The sequence below is a fragment of the Escherichia sp. E13S3 genome (assembly GCF_004212325.1).
GTDB lineage: Bacteria > Pseudomonadota > Gammaproteobacteria > Enterobacterales > Enterobacteriaceae > Escherichia.
This window is the reverse complement of the sequence record NZ_RHJR01000012.1, coordinates 217,684-239,397: the sequence shown is the minus strand read 5'-3', so window position 1 is coordinate 239,397 and position 21,714 is coordinate 217,684. Positions and strand designations below refer to the sequence as shown.

Annotated in this window: 20 protein-coding genes and 1 pseudogene; 11 read left to right on the top strand and 10 right to left on the bottom strand. The window is 50.3% G+C overall.

Going from position 1 to position 21,714, the window contains the following annotated elements; translation table 11 throughout:
• Positions 1-13 precede the first annotated feature (13 nt).
• Entirely contained in the window at positions 14-709 is a 696-nt protein-coding gene (gene minC / locus D9597_RS13275; RefSeq protein ID WP_130215951.1) for a septum site-determining protein MinC, read from the bottom strand.
• Positions 710-834: 125 nt separating this feature from the next.
• Between minC and D9597_RS13270 the strand changes: the two genes are divergently transcribed.
• The 6 genes and pseudogenes from D9597_RS13270 (at position 835) to umuC (ending at position 5,807) form a co-directional block, all read left to right on the top strand.
• Positions 835-1,128, top strand: coding sequence for a YcgL domain-containing protein (locus tag D9597_RS13270; protein ID WP_130205736.1), 294 nt, complete (start codon positions 835-837; stop codon positions 1,126-1,128).
• Positions 1,129-1,199: 71 nt separating this feature from the next.
• Positions 1,200-1,859 carry a fumarylacetoacetate hydrolase family protein gene (locus tag D9597_RS13265; protein ID WP_130205613.1) on the top strand — a complete coding sequence of 220 codons (660 nt, stop codon included), beginning with the start codon at positions 1,200-1,202 and terminating at the stop codon, positions 1,857-1,859.
• Between the two features lie 90 nt (positions 1,860-1,949).
• On the top strand, positions 1,950-2,396 hold the full coding sequence (locus tag D9597_RS13260; protein WP_205712811.1) for a YcgN family cysteine cluster protein: 447 nt from the start codon (positions 1,950-1,952) through the stop codon (positions 2,394-2,396).
• A gap of 37 nt (positions 2,397-2,433) precedes the next feature.
• Positions 2,434-2,604 (top strand): annotated as a pseudogene (locus D9597_RS23590) (hypothetical protein); the annotation flags it as partial.
• A 1,515-nt stretch (positions 2,605-4,119) separates the two neighbouring features.
• Positions 4,120-4,539 (top strand): translesion error-prone DNA polymerase V autoproteolytic subunit, encoded by a 420-nt coding sequence (locus D9597_RS13250; protein WP_130205617.1) that lies wholly within the window; start codon positions 4,120-4,122, stop codon positions 4,537-4,539.
• A complete protein-coding gene (gene umuC / locus D9597_RS13245) occupies positions 4,539-5,807 on the top strand; it encodes a DNA polymerase V catalytic protein (RefSeq protein WP_130222849.1) in 1,269 nt (422 codons plus the stop codon). The genes D9597_RS13250 and umuC overlap by 1 nt, the downstream gene beginning before the upstream one ends.
• Before the next feature lie 45 nt (positions 5,808-5,852).
• On the opposite strand, the gene dsbB is transcribed toward umuC, so the two are convergent.
• Together dsbB and nhaB are read right to left on the bottom strand one after the other, a co-directional pair.
• On the bottom strand, positions 5,853-6,383 hold the full coding sequence (gene dsbB / locus D9597_RS13240; RefSeq protein ID WP_130215958.1) for a disulfide bond formation protein DsbB: 531 nt from the start codon (positions 6,381-6,383) through the stop codon (positions 5,853-5,855).
• 145 nt (positions 6,384-6,528) lie between these two features.
• On the bottom strand, positions 6,529-8,070 hold the full coding sequence (nhaB, locus tag D9597_RS13235) for a Na(+)/H(+) antiporter NhaB (RefSeq protein WP_130222847.1): 1,542 nt from the start codon (positions 8,068-8,070) through the stop codon (positions 6,529-6,531).
• Positions 8,071-8,291: 221 nt separating this feature from the next.
• Here nhaB and fadR point away from each other — a divergent pair, with 221 nt between their 5' ends.
• Complete coding sequence (gene fadR / locus D9597_RS13230; protein ID WP_130215962.1) at positions 8,292-9,011, top strand: fatty acid metabolism transcriptional regulator FadR; 720 nt, start codon at positions 8,292-8,294, stop codon at positions 9,009-9,011.
• Positions 9,012-9,062: 51 nt separating this feature from the next.
• On the opposite strand, the gene D9597_RS13225 is transcribed toward fadR, so the two are convergent.
• Positions 9,063-10,595, bottom strand: coding sequence for a SpoVR family protein (locus D9597_RS13225; RefSeq protein WP_130205627.1), 1,533 nt, complete (start codon positions 10,593-10,595; stop codon positions 9,063-9,065).
• A 329-nt stretch (positions 10,596-10,924) separates the two neighbouring features.
• Here D9597_RS13225 and dadA point away from each other — a divergent pair, with 329 nt between their 5' ends.
• Positions 10,925-12,223 (top strand): D-amino acid dehydrogenase, encoded by a 1,299-nt coding sequence (gene dadA / locus D9597_RS13220; RefSeq protein ID WP_130205629.1) that lies wholly within the window; start codon positions 10,925-10,927, stop codon positions 12,221-12,223.
• 9 nt (positions 12,224-12,232) lie between these two features.
• Entirely contained in the window at positions 12,233-13,303 is a 1,071-nt protein-coding gene (dadX, locus tag D9597_RS13215) for a catabolic alanine racemase DadX (RefSeq protein ID WP_130222845.1), read from the top strand.
• A 56-nt stretch (positions 13,304-13,359) separates the two neighbouring features.
• Here the strand turns inward: dadX and D9597_RS13210 are convergent, their stop codons facing one another.
• Both D9597_RS13210 and ldcA read right to left on the bottom strand, forming a co-directional pair.
• Positions 13,360-15,096 carry a potassium/proton antiporter gene (locus tag D9597_RS13210; protein ID WP_064528688.1) on the bottom strand — a complete coding sequence of 579 codons (1,737 nt, stop codon included), beginning with the start codon at positions 15,094-15,096 and terminating at the stop codon, positions 13,360-13,362.
• Between the two features lie 94 nt (positions 15,097-15,190).
• Positions 15,191-16,105, bottom strand: a complete 915-nt coding sequence (ldcA, locus tag D9597_RS13205; protein ID WP_130222843.1) for a muramoyltetrapeptide carboxypeptidase — start codon at positions 16,103-16,105, stop codon at positions 15,191-15,193.
• A 99-nt stretch (positions 16,106-16,204) separates the two neighbouring features.
• Between ldcA and emtA the strand changes: the two genes are divergently transcribed.
• Complete coding sequence (gene emtA / locus D9597_RS13200; RefSeq protein WP_130205637.1) at positions 16,205-16,816, top strand: membrane-bound lytic murein transglycosylase EmtA; 612 nt, start codon at positions 16,205-16,207, stop codon at positions 16,814-16,816.
• Between the two features lies 1 nt (position 16,817).
• Here emtA and D9597_RS13195 read toward each other — a convergent pair whose 3' ends face one another.
• Positions 16,818-17,552, bottom strand: a complete 735-nt coding sequence (locus D9597_RS13195) for a flagellar brake protein (RefSeq protein ID WP_130222841.1) — start codon at positions 17,550-17,552, stop codon at positions 16,818-16,820.
• A gap of 198 nt (positions 17,553-17,750) precedes the next feature.
• Between D9597_RS13195 and D9597_RS13190 the strand changes: the two genes are divergently transcribed.
• On the top strand, positions 17,751-18,005 hold the full coding sequence (locus D9597_RS13190) for a GlsB/YeaQ/YmgE family stress response membrane protein (protein WP_000511315.1): 255 nt from the start codon (positions 17,751-17,753) through the stop codon (positions 18,003-18,005).
• 49 nt (positions 18,006-18,054) lie between these two features.
• Here the strand turns inward: D9597_RS13190 and D9597_RS13185 are convergent, their stop codons facing one another.
• Genes D9597_RS13185 through D9597_RS13175 form a run of 3 tightly spaced genes read right to left on the bottom strand, consistent with a single transcriptional unit; the run spans position 18,055 to position 21,714 of the window.
• A complete protein-coding gene (locus D9597_RS13185; protein WP_130222839.1) occupies positions 18,055-20,025 on the bottom strand; it encodes a TonB-dependent receptor in 1,971 nt (656 codons plus the stop codon).
• 25 nt (positions 20,026-20,050) lie between these two features.
• A complete protein-coding gene (modD, locus tag D9597_RS13180) occupies positions 20,051-20,905 on the bottom strand; it encodes a ModD protein (protein WP_130222837.1) in 855 nt (284 codons plus the stop codon).
• The gene (locus D9597_RS13175; protein ID WP_130222835.1) at positions 20,902-21,714 is read right to left on the bottom strand and encodes a class I SAM-dependent methyltransferase; all 813 of its coding nucleotides are present in this window, start codon (positions 21,712-21,714) and stop codon (positions 20,902-20,904) included. Before D9597_RS13175 ends, modD begins: the two co-directional genes overlap by 4 nt.

Sequence of the window (21,714 nt, the reverse complement as noted above, 5' to 3'; positions counted from 1 at the left end):
TGTTAAAAAGGGATCAATTTAACGATTGAACGGTCAAAGCGTTTTCGACTAATTGCAGCCGTGCCGCTTTGCCATAAAATTCTACTGGGATTTTATCACTCAGCCAGTATTCACCAGCAATAGATACTAGTTCGGCCATCAGGTTAGTACAAAATATTTGCGCTTCCCGGTCACCACTTGCCCCGGCCAGCGCACGACCGCGCATCATGCCATAGACATGAATGTTACCATCCGCGATCAATTCTGCTCCTGCACTTACATTACTTGTAACAATCAAATCACATTGTGGAGCATAAATGCGCTGACCGGAACGCACAGGCGTATCTATTAAACGTGTTTTTGTGTCCGGGATCGTATTTTGCGCTGGTGCCTGGGGAACGGGAGCTGAACGTGGCGCTTTTTCCTTTCCTTCAGTCAGGATTGGTAGCCCCATCTTTTCTATTTCAGCTTTCAGTTTCGCATTTTTACAACCGCTGACGCCAATTATCCGCAAGCCAGTTGCTGAGATAGCTTTGTGCATTGCTGACCAGTTGACCCGTTCTTCGAGGCCACTGACATTGAGTACGACGGGGGCATGCTTTAAAAATGCGGGGGCCTGAGCGATTTTGTCTTCCAGCGCTTGATGAATAATCTTAGGCTCTGCCTCATGCAGATGAACCACTGATAAGGTGAAGTTGCTACCTTTAAGCTCGATTGGCGTGTTTGACATCCTGGCCTTACTCAATTAGCTAATTATCATCATCAGCGAGCGATGATATTACGAAGACTATCAGGCATGTTATAGTCTGGATTATATTGAGGCAAGTCACCCCCACATTTATTCAGAGTAAAATTATGTTTTGTGTGATCTATCGAAGTAGCAAACGTGACCAGACCTATTTATATGTCGAAAAAAAAGACGATTTTTCGCGTGTTCCAGAGGAGCTGATGAAAGGGTTTGGCCAACCTCAACTCGCGATGATTCTGCCATTGGATGGGCGGAAAAAACTGGTAAATGCCGATATTGAGAAAGTTAAACAGGCATTAGCCGAGCAAGGTTATTATCTCCAGTTACCACCACCACCTGAGGATTTGCTTAAACAACATCTTTCTGTGATGGCGAAAAATACAGACAGTACTGACAAATAACCGATATCCGGCGGTGGCATCATATTCGTTGGAGCGGGTTTTAAGAACCACGATGAAGTGAGAGGAACGTTATGTATCAACATCACAACTGGCAAGGTGCGCTGCTGGATTATCCGGTGAGTAAGGTCGTCTGTGTTGGCAGTAACTATGCCAAACATATTAAAGAGATGGGGAGTGAAGTGCCCGAAGAGCCCGTGTTGTTTATTAAACCTGAAACGGCACTGTGTGATCTGCGCCAGCCCCTGGCTATCCCCTCTAATTTCGGCTCGGTTCATCATGAAGTTGAACTGGCGGTGTTGATTGGCGCGACGCTACGTCAGGCCACGGAAGAGCATGTGCGCAAAGCTATTGCAGGTTACGGTGTGGCGCTCGATCTGACATTACGTGATGTTCAGGGAAAAATGAAGAAAGCCGGACAGCCGTGGGAAAAGGCCAAAGGGTTTGATAACTCGTGCCCACTTTCCGGGTTTATTCCTGCAGCAGAGTTCAGCGGTGATCCACAAAATACGTCGCTGGGTCTAAGTGTAAACGGCGAACAACGCCAACAAGGTACGACTGCGGACATGATCCACAAAATCGTTCCACTGATTGCTTATATGAGCAAGTTTTTTACCCTTAAGGCCGGTGACGTTGTGCTGACAGGCACGCCTGATGGTGTTGGTCCGCTGCACAGTGGCGATGAATTGACGGTTACTTTCGGCGGTCATTCTTTGACAACTCGCGTTTTGTAATACTTTTGCCGCCTGAAAGGGGCGGCAAAGCTTGCATCGCCGTGCCAGACTGGTTATAAGGTGCGTTTTAACGTAATGGTGGAACACCTGATGAGCGATATACCTTTCTGGCAAAGTAAAACCCTGGACGAAATGAGCGATGCAGAATGGGAGTCGTTGTGTGATGGTTGTGGTCAGTGCTGCCTGCATAAACTGATGGATGAAGACACCGACGAAATCTACTTCACTAACGTTGCCTGCCGTCAGCTCAATATTAAAACCTGTCAATGTCGGAACTACGAACGCCGCTTCGAGTTTGAACCCGACTGCATTAAGTTAACTCGTGAAAATCTGCCCACGTTCGAATGGCTACCGATGACTTGCGCTTATCGCTTGTTGGCGGAGGGTAAAGATTTACCTGCGTGGCATCCGCTACTTACTGGTTCAAAAGCAGCCATGCATGGCGAACGCATTTCAGTGCGCCATATCGCGGTGAAAGAGTCGGAAGTGATTGACTGGCAGGACCATATCTTAAATAAACCTGACTGGGCGCAATAATCCGCATCAGTCAAGCCGCAGCGAAAATGGTCCTTGCGGTTTTCTGGTCATCAATAACAAGGTCTGGCGCACAGTGTATTAGCGATTTGCTACCCGGGAAGAAATGACCCCGATTTTCCAGACGTGTCGCCAGAGTGCCGCGATGAAGTTAGGGCTGGCGGTATATTGGAAGTATGAAATATTTTGTACTGATGGGCTGAAGTATTAATCCTGAATCCTGCAAAAAATTTTCGAGCTAAAAAGTGAGAGCGTCATCGCTGTTTCTAAGTAAATCGTAGCACGCGAAAAAAGATAATCTACGGTATGACAATAATTCAAATGCCGTAACCAATGGACACATTCATTAGACCGCCTGAACATGCATGCTTATTCTACTCAGGTGTTCTGGTGGGTATAAAGCGAAAGACGGTAAATTCGGATATCAAACGACGTCGTTATATATCCGATCTACAGGTAGTTGATATAAAAATACTCGTGAATATGCTTGTAGAATATGCGAAAAAGTTCATAAAGTCCTTTTATGTTGTTAGTTTTATTTAGCGCTATGCACTGGCGGTTGAAACTGAGAATCATCCGCTATATGGGTGATTCTGATTACGTGAGACTGTTCAATTCCAGTCTATGTTTACTCTACAATCATGCAAATGACAGTGGACAAAGAAGCGCCATCAGGCGATGGATCCGCCGTAGAATGCTACTGCCTGAGCAGGATAAACCACAGCAAGATCCTGATCTTCCCCATGATTTTCAACATAATAAACACACCTATCTTCCTGAGCGTAAATATCCAACGTTACGCAACGCCCTCCACTCATGGAAAAGTCCTGCATTAACGTCTCGTCTGTCATATTGCTTTTCATCATCCAACTCGAAATGATTAATATCACGCCGTGCTGAAAAAACTCCGTTCATACTGTTAATCCACGGTAACGTGTCTTTAGTTGAACGATAAACTTTAGCGCTATATTAAAAACGCTTCACGATAAAAATATAAATATCGGAAGGTATTATTGGCTTGATCATTTTCAATGACCATCTTGAAGTCCGCCCCCGGGAACAATGTGTCAGGAAAACAATAACTACTCTTTATATCATTTTAATATTGAAGATATCCCATTAACTAAAACACCTGTAATTCTATTGATCATTAAATCCTCGTTGTTAATAAAACAAATGGCTTCTTTTATTATTTTTTTTTGAGGCTTATTTATGGTCAGTGTTATTGCTCTCGTTGTCCATCTTCTCAGATTTATTGTGGTGGGCAGAGTCCAAAGTGATGAAACCAAAGAACTGGTTGATGTCGTAACCGGATAACTCACTGCTATCCATTCATTACGTGGCCAGGATCACACGGGTACAGGATGAGCCGTAGAGCAAGGTCCGTAGGTTTACGGTGGGTTAGATAGTAAAAAGAAACGCGGCTGTCGGATTGTAGCCGCGGGACAAGGTCCAAAAATTTCCAAGAGTCGTTGAATTTCCCAGCTTTTTTGGAAGCACAGGTATCTTACTAATAACTAAAAAAGGTTTAAACTATAAAATTAACCGTATTTTTAGGTAATGCTTACCGACATATCCATACCGCGTTCAGACAGTTAACAGTGGGGCGGCAATCCTTAAGGATCAGCCTACGCAGCGACAGATATTGATAGCCTGAATCAGTATTGATCTGCTGGTAAGAACAGACTACTGTATATAAAAACAGTACAACTTCAGGCAGATTATTATGTTGTTTATCAAGCCTGCGGATCTCCGCGAAATTGTGACTTTTCCGCTATTTAGCGATCTTGTTCAGTGTGGCTTTCCTTCACCGGCAGCGGATTACGTTGAACAGCGTATCGATCTGAATCAATTGCTTATTCAGCATCCCAGCGCGACTTACTTCGTCAAAGCGAGCGGAGACTCCATGATTGACGGTGGGATTAGTGACGGTGATTTATTGATTGTCGATAGCGCTATTACCGCCAGCCACGGTGATATCGTCATCGCTGCTGTCGATGGCGAGTTTACGGTGAAAAAATTGCAGTTGCGCCCGACGGTACAGCTTATTCCCATGAATAGCGCGTACTCGCCGATTACCCTCGGCAGCGAGGATACGCTGGATGTCTTTGGTGTAGTTGTCCATGTAATAAAGGCGATGCGCTGATGTTTGCCCTTTGCGATGTGAACTCGTTTTATGCCAGTTGTGAAGCGGTGTTTCGCCCTGACTTATGGGGTAAACCGGTGGTTGTGCTATCGAATAATGACGGTTGCGTTATTGCCCGAAACGCTGAGGCAAAGGCGCTGGGCGTTAAAATGGGCGATCCCTGGTTCAAACAAAAAGAGCTGTTTCGTCGCTGTGGCGTTGTCTGCTTTAGCAGCAATTATGAGCTTTACGCAGACATGAGCAATCGGGTGATGTCGACGCTGGAAGAGCTATCTCCTCGCGTGGAGATTTACAGTATTGATGAAGCGTTCTGCGATTTGACGGGGGTACGTAACTGCCGCGATCTCACTGACTTTGGCAGAGAAATTCGCGCAACGGTATTGCAACGCACGCATCTCACCGTGGGGGTGGGTATCGCTCAGACCAAAACGCTGGCAAAACTTGCCAATCATGCGGCAAAAAAATGGCAGCGGCAGACCGGTGGGGTGGTGGATTTATCCAATCTGGAACGCCAGCGTAAATTAATGGCCGCTTTACCCGTAGATGAAGTCTGGGGGATTGGACGGCGCATCAGCAAAAAATTGAACGCGATGGGTATCAAAACCGTTCTGGATTTGGCGGATACAGATATCCGGTTTATTCGTAAACACTTTAATGTGGTACTCGAAAGAACGGTGCGTGAACTGCGCGGCGAACCCTGTTTGCAGCTGGAAGAGTTTGCTCCGACGAAGCAGGAAATTATCTGTTCCCGCTCGTTTGGCGAACGTATCACGGATTATGAATCGATGCGGCAGGCCATTTGTAGTTACGCCGCCCGGGCGGCAGAAAAACTCCGCAGTGAGCATCAATATTGTCGGTTTATCTCCACGTTTATTAAAACGTCGCCATTTGCGCTCAATGAATCCTATTACGGTAATAGTGCGTCGGTAAAACTGCTGACGCCTACCCAGGACAGCAGAGACATTATTAACGCGGCTACGCGATCTCTGGACGCCATCTGGCAAGCGGGCCATCGCTACCAAAAAGCGGGCGTGATGTTGGGCGATTTTTTCAGTCAGGGAGTGGCGCAGCTAAATTTGTTCGATAACAACGCACCGCGTCCCGGTAGTGAACAATTGATGGCGGTAATGGATATGCTGAATGCTAAGGATGGCAGGGGAACACTCTATTTTGCAGGGCAGGGGATCCAGCAACAATGGCAGATGAAGCGAGCCATGCTTTCACCACGTTATACAACACGAAGTTCTGATTTACTGCGGGTCAAATAAACATAGCGGCAGGAAAAAGACGCTCCCGCAGGAGCGCCGAATTGATTAGCGACCAAACAGATCACGTTTTTTCGCTTTAAACGGCTGGGAAATCACCACCAGCACCGCGACAATCAGGTAAGCGATAAAAATACCGAGCAACCACTGTGGCATTTCCAGACCTAAAAATTCCCACTGACGCTCGGCACAATCGCCAGAGGCGACAAACACTTGTGGCACCCATTTATCCAGCGGCAGCCAGTCCGGGAAGCGAACCATAAAATCACAGGTCGCAAACGGTGACGGATAGAGTTGAAGCATAGTGTGTTCGTAAGTTAACTGCACACCGCGGAACGCACTGTATAACCAAATAATCATCGCCACATAACGCAGCGGAGTTTTCGGAGCAATAGCGCCAATCAGCGCGGCACCCAGAACGCCGAATAACGCACAGCGTTCATAAATACAGAGCACGCAAGGTTTAAGTAACATCACATGCTGGAACCACAGCGCCGTCAGTTCCAGTGCCAGAGCGGTAAACGCCATCAACAGCCACGCACCCCGACCCTGTGAACATTGGTTCAAAAATCGCAACATAATAATATCCCTGCAATATGCATAGAATGCGCAGTTTAAACCAATTCATTCGCTGCGCCACCAGGGGGAATCAAAAATCGATCGTAATCGAACAATTATCGGGCGAAAAGGCAAACCGGGCATCAATATGCCCGGTTAGTTGTTATCAAAGCGCTGCTATCCAGCCCATTTGCATAAACCATTCGGTTACAGGGGCAAGAGTAAACTCGACGCAGAGCAGTCCGACGAGAGTCAGGACGAGGGTATAAGGCAGGGCCATCCACACCATGCGGCCATAAGAGAGGCGAATCAATGGCGCGAGTGCAGAGGTCAGCAGGAACAAGAATGCAGCCTGGCCGTTCGGCGTGGCGACAGAGGGCAGGTTGGTCCCGGTATTAATGGCAACTGCCAGAAGTTCGTATTGCTTCAACGTAATCGCACCACTCTCCATTGCCGCTTTCGCTTCGTTGATATAAATCGTCCCCACAAAGACGTTATCCGAAATGGATGACAGCAGGCCGTTGAAAATATAGAACAGCGAAAGCTGAGCATGTTCCGATGCCTGCAGCACAAACTGGATAATCGGGGAGAACAGCTGCTGGTCGATAATGACTGCGACTACCGAGAAAAAGACGGTCAACAGTGCGGTGAATGGCAGAGATTCGGTGAAGGCTTTGCCGATGGCATGTTCATCGGTGACACCGGTTAATGATGTCGCCAGAATAATGACCGACAAACCAATCAAGCCAACTTCCGCCAGATGCAACGCCAGTGCAGTCACCAGCCAGACGCCGATAATCGCCTGGACAATCAGACGAATTTTATCCTGACGGGTACGCTGGTGGCGGCTTTGATCGTCAAACTGTTGCAGCACTTCGCGGACTTTCTCCGGCAGCGTTTCACCGTAGCCAAACCAACGCAGCTTCTCCACCAACAGGCAGGTTAACAGACCGCAAACCAGAACCGGAACGGTCACTGGTGACATGCGCAGGAAGAAATCGCCAAAATGCCAGCCAGCGGCTTTGGCGATAATCAGGTTTTGCGGCTCACCCACCATGGTCATTACGCCACCTAATGCGGTACCGACGCCAGCGTGCATCATCAGACTACGCAGGAACCCACGGAACTGCTCCAGAACAACTTTGTAATGCTGGTCGATATGACTATCGTCTTGCAGGTCGGTATCTTCGGTACGGGAAGAGGCTACGCGGTGATAAATGCCATAAAAGCCTACTGCAACACTGATCACCACCGCCACGACGGTTAAAGCATCGAGGAACGCGGAGAGAAACGCTGCCGCAATGCAAAAAGAGATCGATAGCAGCATTTTGGAGCGAATGCTTAACAGCAAGCGAGTAAAAATGAACAGCAACAGCTGTTTCATAAAATAGATGCCCGCCACCATAAACATCAGTAACAGCAAGACTTCAAGGTTTGCCGCCACTTCTTCACGGACATGTTTCGCGCTGGTCATGCCGATGAAGACGGCTTCGATAGCCAATAGACCGCCGGGGAGCAGCGGGTAGCATTTCAGGGCCATTGCCAGTGTGAAAATAAACTCCGCTACCAGCAGCCAGCCAGCAACAAAAGGACTGATGAGAAAAATGAGCGGGTTAATAATTAAAAAAATGATGAGGGCAAGTTTGTACCAGTCAGGTGACTGGCCTAAAAAATTGCGCCATAACGCGCGGCCCCAGGAGATTTCCATGATGGTTTCCCTTACCTTAGTAATAATCAATGATGTTTTTATGTTTAAGCGCAAAGCTTAACGGTCGTGCAGGAGTGAGGCAAGTATTGATGATCAAGGAGAAAGAGATGCAGAAAATGAAGCCTTGATCCCTTTTTTCTTCTTTTTGTCTGCTATCAGCGTGATTAGCCCTCTGGTATGATGAGTGCAACTTTGTTTTGCTGTGTTATGGAAATCTCACTATGGTCATTAAGGCGCAAAGCCCGGCGGGTTTCGCGGAAGAGTACATTATTGAAAGTATCTGGAATAACCGCTTCCCGCCCGGGACTATTTTGCCCGCAGAACGTGAACTTTCAGAATTAATTGGCGTAACGCGTACTACGTTACGTGAAGTGTTGCAGCGCCTGGCGCGAGACGGCTGGCTGACTATTCAACACGGCAAACCGACGAAGGTGAATAATTTCTGGGAAACCTCCGGGTTGAATATTCTTGAGACGCTGGCGCGACTGGATCACGAAAGTGTGCCGCAGCTTATTGATAATTTGCTGTCAGTGCGTACCAATATTTCGACAATTTTTATTCGCACCGCATTTCGTCAGCATCCTGATAAAGCGCAAGAAGTGCTGGCAACCGCCAATGAAGTGGCCGATCACGCCGACGCCTTTGCTGACCTGGATTACAACATTTTCCGCGGTCTGGCGTTTGCTTCCGGTAACCCAATTTACGGTCTGATCCTCAACGGGATGAAAGGGCTGTATACGCGAATTGGTCGTCACTATTTCGCTAATCCGGAGGCGCGCAGTCTGGCACTGGGCTTCTATCACAAGCTATCGGCATTGTGCACTGAAGGCGCGCATGATCAGGTTTACGAAACAGTGCGCCGCTATGGGCATGAGAGTGGCGAGATATGGCACCGGATGCAGAAAAATCTGCCGGGTGATTTAGCCATTCAGGGGCGATAATCCCTTCCGTTTAAAAAGCAAACCCCTCAAACGAGGGGTTTTTTGTTGTTTTTACAGATTTCCCATTCTCGGCGGACAACGTTCCAGCAACTCGACGCTGCCGTCTTCGTTTTGCTGTTCGAGCATCACATCAAATCCCCACAGGCGATGCACATGCTTCAACACCTCTTTACGCCCCCGGTCCAGCGGAGCGCGGTTATGCGGAATGTAGCGCAGCGTCAGTGAACGGTCGCCGCGTAAATCCACGTTCCAGATCTGAATATTCGGCTCCAGATTACTTAAGTTATATTGCGACGATAATCGGTTACGGATCTCCCGATAACCTTCCTCATTATGAATGGCAGAAATTTCCAGATAATTATGGCGATCGTCGTCCAGAACGGTGAAGAAGCGAAAATCACGCATCACTTTCGGTGACAGGAACTGGCTGATAAAACTCTCATCTTTGAAATCACGCATCGCAAAATGCAATGTTTCCAGCCAGTCAGAACCGGCGATATCCGGGAACCAGTATTTGTCTTCTTCCGTCGGCGACTGACAAATCCGTTTAATATCCTGGAACATGGCGAAACCAAGCGCATACGGATTTATTCCGCTGTACCACGGGCTGTTATAGGGCGGCTGGAAAACCACATTGGTGTGGCTGTGCAAAAACTCCAGCATAAAGCGTTCGGTCACTTTCCCTTCATCGTACAGATGGTTAAGGATGGTGTAGTGCCAGAAGGTCGCCCAGCCTTCGTTCATCACCTGGGTCTGTTTTTGCGGATAAAAATACTGGCTCACCTTTCGCACAATACGCAGAATTTCACGCTGCCATGATTCCAGTAGTGGGGCATTTTTCTCCATAAAATAAAGCAGGTTTTCTTGCGGCTCGGAAGGATAGCGGCGCGCTTCGGCGACTGTTTTCTCTTCTTCGCGCTTCGGCAGGGTACGCCACAGCATGTTGACCTGACTTTGCAGATACTCCTCGCGACTTTTCTGCCGGGCTTTTTCCTCCTGGAGAGAGATTTTTTGCGGACGTTTGTAACGGTCCACGCCGTAGTTCATCAGGGCATGACAGGAGTCCAGCAGCTTTTCTACTTCATCAACGCCATAACGCTCTTCGCACTCGGTAATATATTTACGGGCAAAAATCAGATAATCGACAATCGAACTGGCGTCGGTCCAGCTGCGAAACAGGTAATTGTTTTTGAAGAAAGAGTTGTGACCATAGCAGGCATGTGCCATCACCAGCGCCTGCATGGTAATGGTGTTCTCTTCCATCAGGTAAGCGATACACGGGTTAGAGTTAATGACAATTTCATAGGCCAGCCCTTGTTGACCGTGCTTATACAGACGTTCGGTTTCGATAAACTTTTTACCGAATGACCAGTGCGGATAGTTAATCGGCATGCCGACGCTGGAGTAGGCATCCATCATCTGTTCCGAAGTGATCACTTCAATCTGGTGCGGGTAGGTATCCAGCCGATAGAGTTTCGCCACCCGGTCTATCTCTGCAAGGTAAACATCCAGCAGGTCGAACGTCCAGTCGGGTCCATCGCTCAAACGTGTGGTGTCCTTATTCATAGAATCGATCGTCGCCATACGCGCACCTCATTGTTGTCGGCGCTCTCTGTGTGGAGCACCTCATTTCAAGCATAGAACACCTGTTAAAAACCGCGTCGCCGGAGAATTTTTTTCTTTGCGATTTCTTATTATCGGAGTGCCAATAATTAGCTTCTCAACGGAATTTTCTGCTGGATAAAAAGCACGTTCAGCAGGAGATGCCAAAGACAGCATATTCCCGCTGTGTCAGGGAGATGTGAGCTGGCTCACCATAAAAAAGCTGTATGTTGAATAATATTTTCAACTGAGTTATCAAGATGTAATTAGATTATTATTCTTTTACTGTATCTACCGTTATCGGAGTGGCTATGCGAGTTGTCATACTGGGAAGTGGTGTGGTAGGCGTTGCCAGCGCCTGGTATCTGAATCAGGCAGGACATGAGGTCACCGTCATTGATCGGGAACCGGGGGCGGCTCTTGAAACCAGCGCAGCGAATGCCGGGCAAATCTCCCCTGGCTATGCCGCGCCGTGGGCAGCACCAGGCGTGCCTTTAAAAGCGATTAAATGGATGTTTCAGCGCCATGCGCCGCTGGCCGTTCGTCTCGACGGTACGCAGTTCCAGTTGAAATGGATGTGGCAAATGTTACGTAACTGCGACACCAGCCACTATATGGAAAATAAAGGGCGGATGGTGCGCCTGGCGGAATACAGCCGTGATTGCCTGAAAGCATTACGCGCAGAGACAAATATCCAGTATGAAGGTCGGCAGGGTGGGACGCTGCAACTGTTCCGTACCGAACAACAATATGAAAACGCCACTCGCGATATCGCCGTGCTGGAAGATGCTGGTGTGCCGTACAAATTACTGGAATCCAGCCGCCTGGCAGAAGTGGAGCCCGCACTGGCAGAAGTGGCGCATAAACTGACCGGCGGTTTGCAACTGCCCAATGATGAAACCGGAGACTGCCAGCTCTTTACCCAGAATCTGGCGCGGATGGCGGAGCAGGCGGGGGTTAAATTCCGCTTTAATACGCCCGTTGATCAACTACTTTGCGACGGCGAGCAAATCTACGGCGTGAAGTGTGGTGATGAAGTGATTAAGGCCGATGCGTATGTGATGGCGTTTGGTTCTTACTCGACGGCGATGCTCAAAGGCATTGTTGATATTCCGGTGTATCCGCTGAAGGGGTATTCCCTGACCATTCCAATTGCGCAGGAAGATGGCGCGCCGGTATCCACCATTCTTGATGAAACCTACAAAATCGCCATTACCCGTTTCGATAACCGTATCCGCGTTGGCGGGATGGCGGAAATTGTTGGCTTTAACACTGAACTGTTACAGCCGCGTCGTGAAACGCTGGAAATGGTCGTTCGCGATCTCTATCCGCGCGGCGGTCATGTCGAGCAGGCAACTTTCTGGACCGGTTTGCGCCCGATGACGCCAGACGGCACGCCGATTGTTGGTCGTTCACGCTTTAAAAATCTGTGGCTGAATACCGGTCACGGTACGCTCGGCTGGACGATGGCTTGCGGTTCCGGCCAGTTGTTAAGCGATCTGCTCTCGGGGCGCACGCCCGCTATCCCGTATGAGGATTTAAGCGTAGCGCGCTACAGCCGTGGATTTACGCCATCACGCCCGGGCCATTTACATGGCGCGCACAGCTAAGGAATCGAGATGACCAGACCGATACAGGCCAGCCTCGATCTACAGGCATTAAAACAGAATCTGAACATCGTCCGCCAGGCCGCGCCGCACGCGCGCGTCTGGTCGGTGGTAAAAGCGAACGCGTATGGGCACGGTATTGAGCGTATCTGGAGTGCGCTCGGGGCGACTGATGGCTTTGCCTTACTTAATCTGGAAGAGGCCATTATCCTACGTGAGCGCGGCTGGAAAGGGCCGATCCTCATGTTGGAAGGTTTTTTCCACGCCCAGGATCTGGAGATTTATGACCAGTATCGCCTGACTACCTGCGTTCACAGTAACTGGCAGCTCAAAGCGTTGCAAAACGCGCGACTAAAAGCACCCCTGGATATTTATCTTAAAGTGAACAGTGGAATGAATCGGCTGGGCTTCCTGCCCGATCGCGTGTCCACCGTCTGGCAGCAACTGCGGGCGATGGCGAATGTTGGCGAAATGACCCTGATGTCGCATTTTGCCGAGGCCGAGCATCCTGATGGGATTACCGAGGCGATGGCGCGTGTTGACCAGGCGGCGGAAGGGCTGGAGTGTCGACGCTCGTTGTCTAACTCGGCGGCGACGCTGTGGCATCCGGAAGCGCATTTTGACTGGGTGCGTCCGGGAATTGTTTTGTATGGTGCATCACCGTCCGGTCAGTGGCGCGATATCGCCAATACCGGATTACGTCCAGTAATGACGTTAAGTAGCGAGATTATTGGTGTCCAGACGCTGAAAGCGGGAGAGCGCGTGGGCTATGGCGGTCGCTATACCGCGCGTGATGAACAGCGAATCGGCATTGTCGCCGCCGGATACGCTGACGGTTATCCGCGGCATGCGCCAACCGGTACCCCTGTTTTAGTCGACGGCGTACGCACCATGACGGTAGGGACTGTCTCGATGGATATGCTGGCGGTCGATTTAACGCCTTGCCCGCAGGCGGGTATTGGTACCCCGGTTGAGCTGTGGGGCAAAGAGATCAAAATTGATGATGTCGCCGCCGCTGCCGGAACTGTTGGCTATGAATTGATGTGCGCGCTGGCGTTACGTGTGCCTGTTGTGACGGTGTAACTTGCTGTAGCCGGATGCGACCAGCGTCGCATCCGGCGATACAAGACGGATCAAACTTAAGATTCGGCTTCTTCCTCCGCTACCCGAACGCCAATCTTCAGTACTTCATTATCTTCTTTCTCGGCCACCGTCCAGATCATCCCGGCAAACTCCACCTGATCACCGACAACCGGAGCCGCGCCTAACAATTGCTGGACAATTTCCCCCAGCGTTTGCTGTTTATCGCGATACTCCCGACCGTCTTCCAGACCATATATCAGCGCCACATCGGCATATTTGGCACTGGCTTCAAGAATGAAGTCACCAAAGAAACGTTGATCCAGCGCGACTGGCGGTGACTGGCTGAACAGTTTACCGAGCGCCGGGAGATCGCGTTCCCGACCAATCACGCACAAGACGTCGCCTTCACGCAGTCGGGTGCTGCCAGTGGGATGAAGCAACTGGTTATCACGAAACAGTGCCGCAATACGCGTCTCTTTTGGCATATGCAGATCGCGCAGCGCCGCGCCCACGCACCATTTATCGGCACTCAACTGATAAACAAACTGTTCCCACGGGTTTTCCGGATGAATATCAAGGCCAACGCGTGATACCGGGCGTCCGACGGGCGGAACCACCACTTTGGCTTTTTTCGCCGCCCACGAGAGCGATGTTCCCTGTAACAACAGCGAAACCAGAACCACGAAGAAGGCGACATTAAAGAACAGACGCGCATTCTCCAGGCCCGCCATCATCGGGAACACCGCCAGGATAATCGGCACCGCGCCGCGCAGTCCGACCCAACTGATAAATACGCGCTCACGCAAATTGAAGCCACGGAACGGCAGCAATCCGGCAAATACCGAAAGGGGACGAGCGAAGAAAATCATCCATGCGGACAAAATGAGCGCCGGAATGGCAATAGGCAGTAAGTCGCTTGGGTTAACCAACAGCCCAAGTACCAGGAACATGGCGATTTGCGCCAGCCAGGCGAGGCCGTCGAAATTCTGCAGAATGCCGTAGCGGTTGCGAATAGGGCGATTACCCAGCAGAAAACCGCACAGATACACCGCCAGAATACCGCTACCTTCCAGTGCAGTAGTTAATGAGAAAATCAGAATACCGCCACTTAATGCCAGCAATGGATATAATCCGGCGGGCAGGGCGATGCGGTTGATCATTTGCAGTAGTAAATAACCGCCGCCAAGACCTATTACAATGCCCAGACCAAATTGTTGCAGAATATCGACAATGAACATCCAGCTAATATTGCTCTCATGATGCTGGATCATCGCAATCAGGGTAATGGTCAGAAACACGGCCATCGGATCATTACTGCCGGATTCTATTTCCAGCGTCGAGCCAACACGTTCGTTAAGCCCCTTGCCGCCAAGCAGAGAAAATACCGCAGCGGCATCCGTGGAACCGACAATAGCGCCGATTAATAAGCCTTCAATCAAATTGAGATTAAACAGCCACGCCGCCATCATGCCGGTTAAACCAGAAGTAATCAGCACGCCCACCGTCGCCAGTGACAGCGCCGGGCCTAACGCCACGCGAAATGAACTGGCCTGGGTACGCATCCCACCGTCGAGCAAAATAATCGCCAGCGCGAGGTTACTTACCATGTAAGCAAAAGGATAATTATCAAACGGGATGCCGCCGACGCCATCAACCCCCGCCAGCATGCCGATCGCCAGAAAAATAACCAGAATGGGAATGCCAAGACGGGAAGAAAATGAACTAAGTAAAATACTGCTGGTGACAAGGATGGATCCTAAGATGAAAAGGCTAATTATTGTTGTGGCATCCAACGGTCGGTTACTCCTGATTACGCTGTCTCTTATATAAACCCTACCATATTAGCGGCAGAAACAGCGTTTTACTTAGCCCTGAAACGTGATTTTTTTACACTTTAAGAACAGGATGACCACTAATCGTCAACTGTGTGCCTTCCTGGGTGTGATTAAGGATGGCATGTGCGCCCAACGGCAGCGTAACTGTGCGTTGTTCATGACCAAAATCGAGGCCAGTTATGAGTGGAATAGACAGGCGGGAACGCAAGAACGCGTACACCGACTCCAGGTTGTAACCCGCGTCATAATCATTGGGCGTGCTACCACTGAAGCTACCGAGGATAATCGCCTTTTGACGCGGTAAAATTCCGGCATGATAGAGCTGTAACAGCATACGTTCGACGCGGAAAGGGTGCTCGTTAATATCTTCCAGCACCAGAATACCGTTCTCAATTTGCGGCATCCACGGCGTACCAATCAGCGAAATCAGCATCGCGAGATTGCCTCCCCACAACGAGCCTTCGGTCCGACACGTCGGGCCTTCCCCTTGCCATTCAATGGTGAATGTTTCATTGCGTAATGCCAGCCAGAAATGGTGCTCGGTAAAGGCGTTCAGCTCTTCCGCGCCAAAATTCGCCACCAGCATCGGGCCGCTAAAGGTGATGACATTACCCTGGGTCAGCAGTCCACACTGGATGGCTGTGAAATCGCTATGCCCGCAGATCAGCAACGGATTATGTTGTTGGCGAGCAACCAGCGCCTGCCAGTCAATATCCGCCAGTAAGCGGCTGGCGCCGTAACCGCCGCGAACCGCCAGTACGATAGTGTTGGGTGATGTCAGCCCTGCAAGGGAATTAATATCCGCCAGCCGCTCCGTTTCCGTACCTGCAAACCGCTCACAGCGACGGGCAATGACCTCTACGTTATTGACCTGATGACCCGCATCCATCAGGCGTTGAATACCGCGCTGCGCGGCGTGCTGATTAATGCAGTAACCCGACGGGGCGATTAAGTGAAACTGAGACATGGCAATTCCTTGCTGACAACAGAAACGAATTGTATATCATGCCGCTTAGGTGTGCCGTTGTCACCTCAACGGCGATTCCAGGCTATAAGGATAGATGAAGTGAAATTGAGATGGTTTGCCTTTTTGATTGTGTTATTAGCGGGTTGTTCATCAAAACATGACTATACGAACCCTCCGTGGAATGCGAAAGTTCCGGTACAACGTGCAATGAAGTGGATGCCAATAAGTCAGAAAGCCGGTGCGGCCTGGGGTGTCGATCCACAATTGATCACGGCGATTATCGCTATCGAGTCGGGCGGCAACCCGAACGCGGTGAGTAAGTCGAATGCCATTGGTTTGATGCAGTTAAAAGCCTCCACGTCCGGACGCGATGTTTACCGTCGCATGGGCTGGAGCGGCGAACCAACGACCAGTGAGCTGAAAAATCCAGAGCGTAATATCTCAATGGGGGCAGCTTACCTGAATATTCTGGAAACCGGCCCGCTGGCAGGTATTGAAGATCCGAAAGTACTGCAATATGCGCTGGTGGTGTCATACGCTAATGGGGCAGGCGCACTGTTACGGACTTTCTCCTCAGATCGAAAAAAGGCGATCAGCAAAATCAACGATCTGGACGCTGACGAGTTCCTCGATCACGTCGCGAGAAATCACCCCGCGCCGCAGGCTCCACGCTATATCTATAAACTCGAGCAGGCTCTGGACGCAATGTAACTCAGTCGCGTACTTTGTCCGCTTTCTCACGGGCTTCCCGCTCCAGTGAGAAAATAATTCGCTGTAATTGCCGCTCCACCGTCGGGCTGACGTTAAGAAAACGAAAGCTCAGACGGGGAGTGGAGACGGTTTCATTTTTACCATCAATCAATTTACGCTCGCTGATCGTCAGTAACTGGGCATCAAAGTGAAAAATGCCCCATTGTCCCATGTTGACTTCAATCTGTGCGAAGCGCATGCCTTCTTGCAATCCGGCAGGCTTTGCCGTTTCCAGTAATGCGCCCATGCCGCCTAACGACAAATCATACAGGCGAAAACGTAACGTGCTGTTATCCGCCAGTTTGGTCTGGCAAAAATAAGGCGGATGGAGCGGGGCGGAGATGCGGAAATATCGGCGTCGTTGTACAAACCATAAGGTGGGAGGCGGTGCAGTAATAAAGGCCGGAAGCTGCAGGTATTCACTTTGCTGTAATTGTTCAACAGTAAACTCGACTTTCGCACCCTGAGTTTCGGCGGTTATGGTAATGTGCTGCGCCTTAAGCACAGCATTGTTGTCTTCTGCTTGACTGCCGTAATCCAGCACCAGTTTATCCGGGCTTATTGCCAGTATTTTGCTGATCAGTTGACCGTCAGTCCAACTGATACGCAAGGGAATTGCGGCTTTATGCAAATCGCGTAAAACGCCCAGTACTGCTAAAGGATTTTGTTTCAGGAACTGCTCATGGTAGTGACTCACGCGGAAAAACTCCTGACCGACAAACTGTCTTTGGTTTATCGGTGGCGATTAACAAAACTTTATACAAATGCGATTTTTTTTTACATGTCGACTGCAAATCAACCACCAGACGCCCGACATCAAACTTACCCTTGCCTATACTTAGAGCGTTGACGTAAGCATTTCTTGCGTCCTGTTCATAGAAACGAGGGCCTGAACATGGGAATTATTGCCTGGATTATTTTTGGCCTGATAGCCGGCATTATCGCCAAGCTAATCATGCCGGGGCGTGATGGTGGTGGATTTTTCCTGACCTGTATTCTCGGAATAGTCGGTGCGGTGGTCGGCGGCTGGCTGGCGACCATGTTTGGCATTGGCGGCTCCATCAGCGGTTTTAATTTGCACAGCTTCCTGGTGGCGGTGGTGGGAGCTATTCTCGTTCTGGGCGTATTCCGCCTCCTGCGAAGAGAATAAGATTTTCATAAGGCGGATAGCGATACAGATGCCGCTATCCGCTTTCACATCAGAACGTATACTCGACACCTGCCCAGAAATTGCGACCTTCTTCAATAAACCCTTCACTGTAGGCATATTGGGTATCAAACAGGTTATTGACCGACGCATTGACGCTGAAGCCATGACCTAAGGCGTAATCAGCTCGAATGTGGGTCACCGCAAAACCGGCGGCTTTTTGTGAACCGTCACTGTTGCTGTAGCTGGAGGAACGCGCCTCTTCCGACAGTGTTACGCTTAACGGCTCCCACGGTTTGAGAGTCACCCATGCGGTCATGGTCTGCGTTGGCAGATCGGTAATCTTGCCGATGTCTTTGCGTTTAGCGTCAGCGTGGATCAGGGCGTAGCTCAATCCTACATCCAGTATATTGCTGATTTTCCCCTTAATACCGGCATCCAGACCGCTGTAATCTACCGTGCCGCTGTTCTGGTTTTGAATGGTATCGGCATCGATATTGTGCGAGAGGATGGCATCACTCACCCGGTTATAGTAAACGCTGACCTCAAATCCCCAGTCGCGCGTGAAGGCACCATTCCAGGTTAAATCTACCCCGCGCGCGCGTTCCGGTTTGAGCTGTGGGTTAACAATCGCTATCTGGTTATACGCTGGTTTGGACGTGGTATAGCGTTCTTTCAGCGTCGGAAAGCGAGTGCGGTCATAGTACGAAAGCGCCAGCGTGTCTTCATTGGCAAAGTGGTATTTCCCCATCACCTGCCAGTTAAAAGCTGACTGATTGTTGTCGTCATAATGGGTGATGCTGCCATCGTTCTCATGTTTTTTCGCTTCTACGCTATCGCGCCAGTCATAGCTGATTCCCGCCACGACATCGACATTATCGGCGGCAGCCCATTGATATTCACTGGCGAGCGACCAGGTGCGATCTTCATAGCGATCGTAAGCGGCGTGCGGCGCACCTTTTTCCCGGTGTACGTCATCTTTCCAGTTAACGGCAAACGACAGCAGATCGTTTTCACGCACATCGGCTGCCAGTTGTAACCCGGCACCGTCGCTGTAATCGGAATAATGGCTGTAGCTGCCTTTTTTATTTTTCAAATCAGCCAGCGAGTTGTACATCATCAGCGTATTTTCAAAGGTGTCGCGATACAGCCGACTTTTCAAAGTAAAACGCTCGTTTAGCTGGGTCGTTCCCTGATAGTAAAAACTTTCTTTGTCATACTCCGGCCACTGCCAGTAGCGTGATTTCTGACCACTGTTTCCGCTGTATGGCGGGTTATCTTTTTCACCATCCTGCTTAATGTAAGTCAGTGTGTATTCATCGTTTTCGCGTGGTGTAAAACCGAGCTTCACAATGCCGCGTTTATCATCAGCCGATGAGTTAATCATCTTGCCGTGTTTGCCTGCAATATCGTTATTCACACCATGCGGCAGGCCGAGAAAATCCTGCTTTAGCTGGCTACCGCTGACTTGCAAATACCCCAGATCGCTGCTGGCGGCAAATGAAGCATGCATATCGTAGGCATTGTCCTGGCTACGGCTCCATCCCTGGCGATATCCCAGATTTGCTTCCAGAGGTTTCGTTGGCTTCTGGGTGGTGATATTAATGGCTCCGCCCATCTGATTAGGCCCCTGAAGCAGCGACGAATACCCCTTGGAAACTTCGACTGCCCCCAGATTGTTGGTCAGAATCCGCGCCAGATCGAGGTTGCCGTCATAGGGAACATAAATCGGTACGCCGTCGAAATAGACCGGTACCTGACGGCTATCAAAACCACGAACTTTGACCTGTTCTTCGTTGCGGCTGCCTGACTTTTGCAGCACTACGCCAGGGACGACGCTTAATGCCTTAGCGACATTCTGTTTATCCAGGGCCTTCATGGTGGGTTGATCGAGAACGGTGGTCGTCGTCGATGATACGGGGCTGGACCATACGGTCAGCGTGTCGCTCTCCTGAGCGGCTACGGCCTGCTGGGTAAAGGCAAGTGATAATGCTGTGCAGAGATAACGTTTTTTGAGTCTCATAGAATAAATTCCGTTTAACAAAGAATTAAATAGAGGCTGCGGGTTGCAGACTGACTTTGATGTCAGCCGGTGTCGCGTAATAAGGCGCGGAAGTAATAAAAAGGCGAATGCCGCAGTCGAGGTAATTTTTGAGTGTCGTCAGATTAATTCCGCCGGTCAGAGCCAGCGTACAGTGGGGAGCCAGCGACGGCGCTATTTGCGCAATTTCAGTTGCCTGCTGCGGACTAAATTTGTCGAGCTGAAGTACGTCTGGTTGCGCGTGTAACGCGGCGATAGCCTCTTTCGGCGTGTCGGCTTCAACAACAATTTTCTTCTCGGGGGCGTGGCGACGTAACTGAGCGATTGCGCCCGACCAGTCCTGATTGTCAGCAAGAAAATGACGGTGGTTGGCGAACAATAATATGGTTTCCGCACATCCGGCACGGTGAATCAGCCCGCCAGCGGCAATGACAGCTTGTGTTGCCAGCAACCGGGTTCCAGGGATAGCTTTTCGGGTGCAGGCGATATTGCCGTCAGGATAACGTTCACGAAGCAACGCCAGCATTTGCGCGAGATAATCTGAGACGCCGCAACTCCACTCCAGTACGTTCTGGACCGCTTTCCATCCCTGATGAAGTGCTGCAGCGTCGCCGTGGGCATGGATCAGCCGCTGACCTGCATCCGCTTGTGAACCGTCGCTGACCGCGTCATCAATGGTTAACCCCAGCGTGGTTAACATCTTACACGCGAGAGAAACGCCGCTGACGCAGCCGCCCTGGCGGTGAAAAAACGCAATATAGCCAGGCTGGTGTCCAATATTTAATGCCCGCGTGGTCAGGTCACCGCCCTGGATATCTTCCAGAAGTAACGCATCGATTTGTGCCTGAGAAATGAAGATCATCGCAGTGCCTCCGGCGGCACGCTATCCCACCAGATGAGCGCCCAGTCGCGGCTGGCAGGGGCGAGGGCACGAGCATCTTGTTGTTGATACCAGCGATATAACCGTTCACGCTCATCGTCGTTAAGCGCGCCAAGACTCCAGCTGACGTTCTGCTCAAAACGTTCCCAGGTGCTGTTATCCTGTTGGCAATTTTGTCCACGGATAAAATCGACGTGAGCATAAATTCCCATTTGATACAGGACGTTGAGCGCAAAGATATAGTTGGGTAATTCGATCACTTCCCGACCTGCCGCCCGCTGAATGGCCGGGGAGACGAACGAGGTGCTGACCAGATGGGTGGTGTAGACGCGCAGCCGTGCCTGATTATTCAGTTTGCTCATTGCCTGGCGCATATCAGCCACCAGAGTGGATCGGGAAGCCACGGCAATATCGCAGCGTGGCAGGTCACTCCAGTCCTCTTCCCAGGCGCGCTGGATCCAGTGGACATTGTCAGCCTTCAGTGCGGCGGCGCGGCGGGCGGCAACGTTCAGCATCCCCTGACTGTAATCAACGCCATAAACCGTAGTGAGTTTGTCAGCCAGCGCCAGCGATACGGTGCCTGGTCCGCAGCCCATATCGAATAAGGTCTGCGCGCCTTGCAGGTCAATTTTAGCGATCAGTTGTTGCAGGTAGCTGTCCGTTGGCGAGGCACAATTTTCAGCCATTTTCTCCGCCCGTTGATCCCAGTGATCGGGCGTTTTTTCTGTGCGGTGAGCCAGTTTGAGTTGCTGCAGATAAAGGTCTGCAAAATCAATATCATCAATGAGCAT

Bases quoted from the DNA above. Each gene is read 5' to 3' on its own strand.
- minC (WP_130215951.1), bottom strand. From the start codon at position 709: ATGTCAAACACGCCAATCGAGCTTAAAGGTAGCAACTTCACCTTATCA.
- D9597_RS13270 (WP_130205736.1), top strand. From the start codon at position 835: ATGTTTTGTGTGATCTATCGAAGTAGCAAACGTGACCAGACCTATTTA.
- D9597_RS13265 (WP_130205613.1), top strand. From the start codon at position 1,200: ATGTATCAACATCACAACTGGCAAGGTGCGCTGCTGGATTATCCGGTG.
- D9597_RS13260 (WP_205712811.1), top strand. From the start codon at position 1,950: ATGAGCGATATACCTTTCTGGCAAAGTAAAACCCTGGACGAAATGAGC.
- D9597_RS13250 (WP_130205617.1), top strand. From the start codon at position 4,120: ATGTTGTTTATCAAGCCTGCGGATCTCCGCGAAATTGTGACTTTTCCG.
- umuC (WP_130222849.1), top strand. From the start codon at position 4,539: ATGTTTGCCCTTTGCGATGTGAACTCGTTTTATGCCAGTTGTGAAGCG.
- dsbB (WP_130215958.1), bottom strand. From the start codon at position 6,383: ATGTTGCGATTTTTGAACCAATGTTCACAGGGTCGGGGTGCGTGGCTG.
- nhaB (WP_130222847.1), bottom strand. From the start codon at position 8,070: ATGGAAATCTCCTGGGGCCGCGCGTTATGGCGCAATTTTTTAGGCCAG.
- fadR (WP_130215962.1), top strand. From the start codon at position 8,292: ATGGTCATTAAGGCGCAAAGCCCGGCGGGTTTCGCGGAAGAGTACATT.
- D9597_RS13225 (WP_130205627.1), bottom strand. From the start codon at position 10,595: ATGGCGACGATCGATTCTATGAATAAGGACACCACACGTTTGAGCGAT.
- dadA (WP_130205629.1), top strand. From the start codon at position 10,925: ATGCGAGTTGTCATACTGGGAAGTGGTGTGGTAGGCGTTGCCAGCGCC.
- dadX (WP_130222845.1), top strand. From the start codon at position 12,233: ATGACCAGACCGATACAGGCCAGCCTCGATCTACAGGCATTAAAACAG.
- ldcA (WP_130222843.1), bottom strand. From the start codon at position 16,105: ATGTCTCAGTTTCACTTAATCGCCCCGTCGGGTTACTGCATTAATCAG.
- D9597_RS13190 (WP_000511315.1), top strand. From the start codon at position 17,751: ATGGGAATTATTGCCTGGATTATTTTTGGCCTGATAGCCGGCATTATC.
- D9597_RS13185 (WP_130222839.1), bottom strand. From the start codon at position 20,025: ATGAGACTCAAAAAACGTTATCTCTGCACAGCATTATCACTTGCCTTT.
- modD (WP_130222837.1), bottom strand. From the start codon at position 20,905: ATGATCTTCATTTCTCAGGCACAAATCGATGCGTTACTTCTGGAAGAT.
- D9597_RS13175 (WP_130222835.1), bottom strand. From the start codon at position 21,714: ATGCTCATTGATGATATTGATTTTGCAGACCTTTATCTGCAGCAACTC.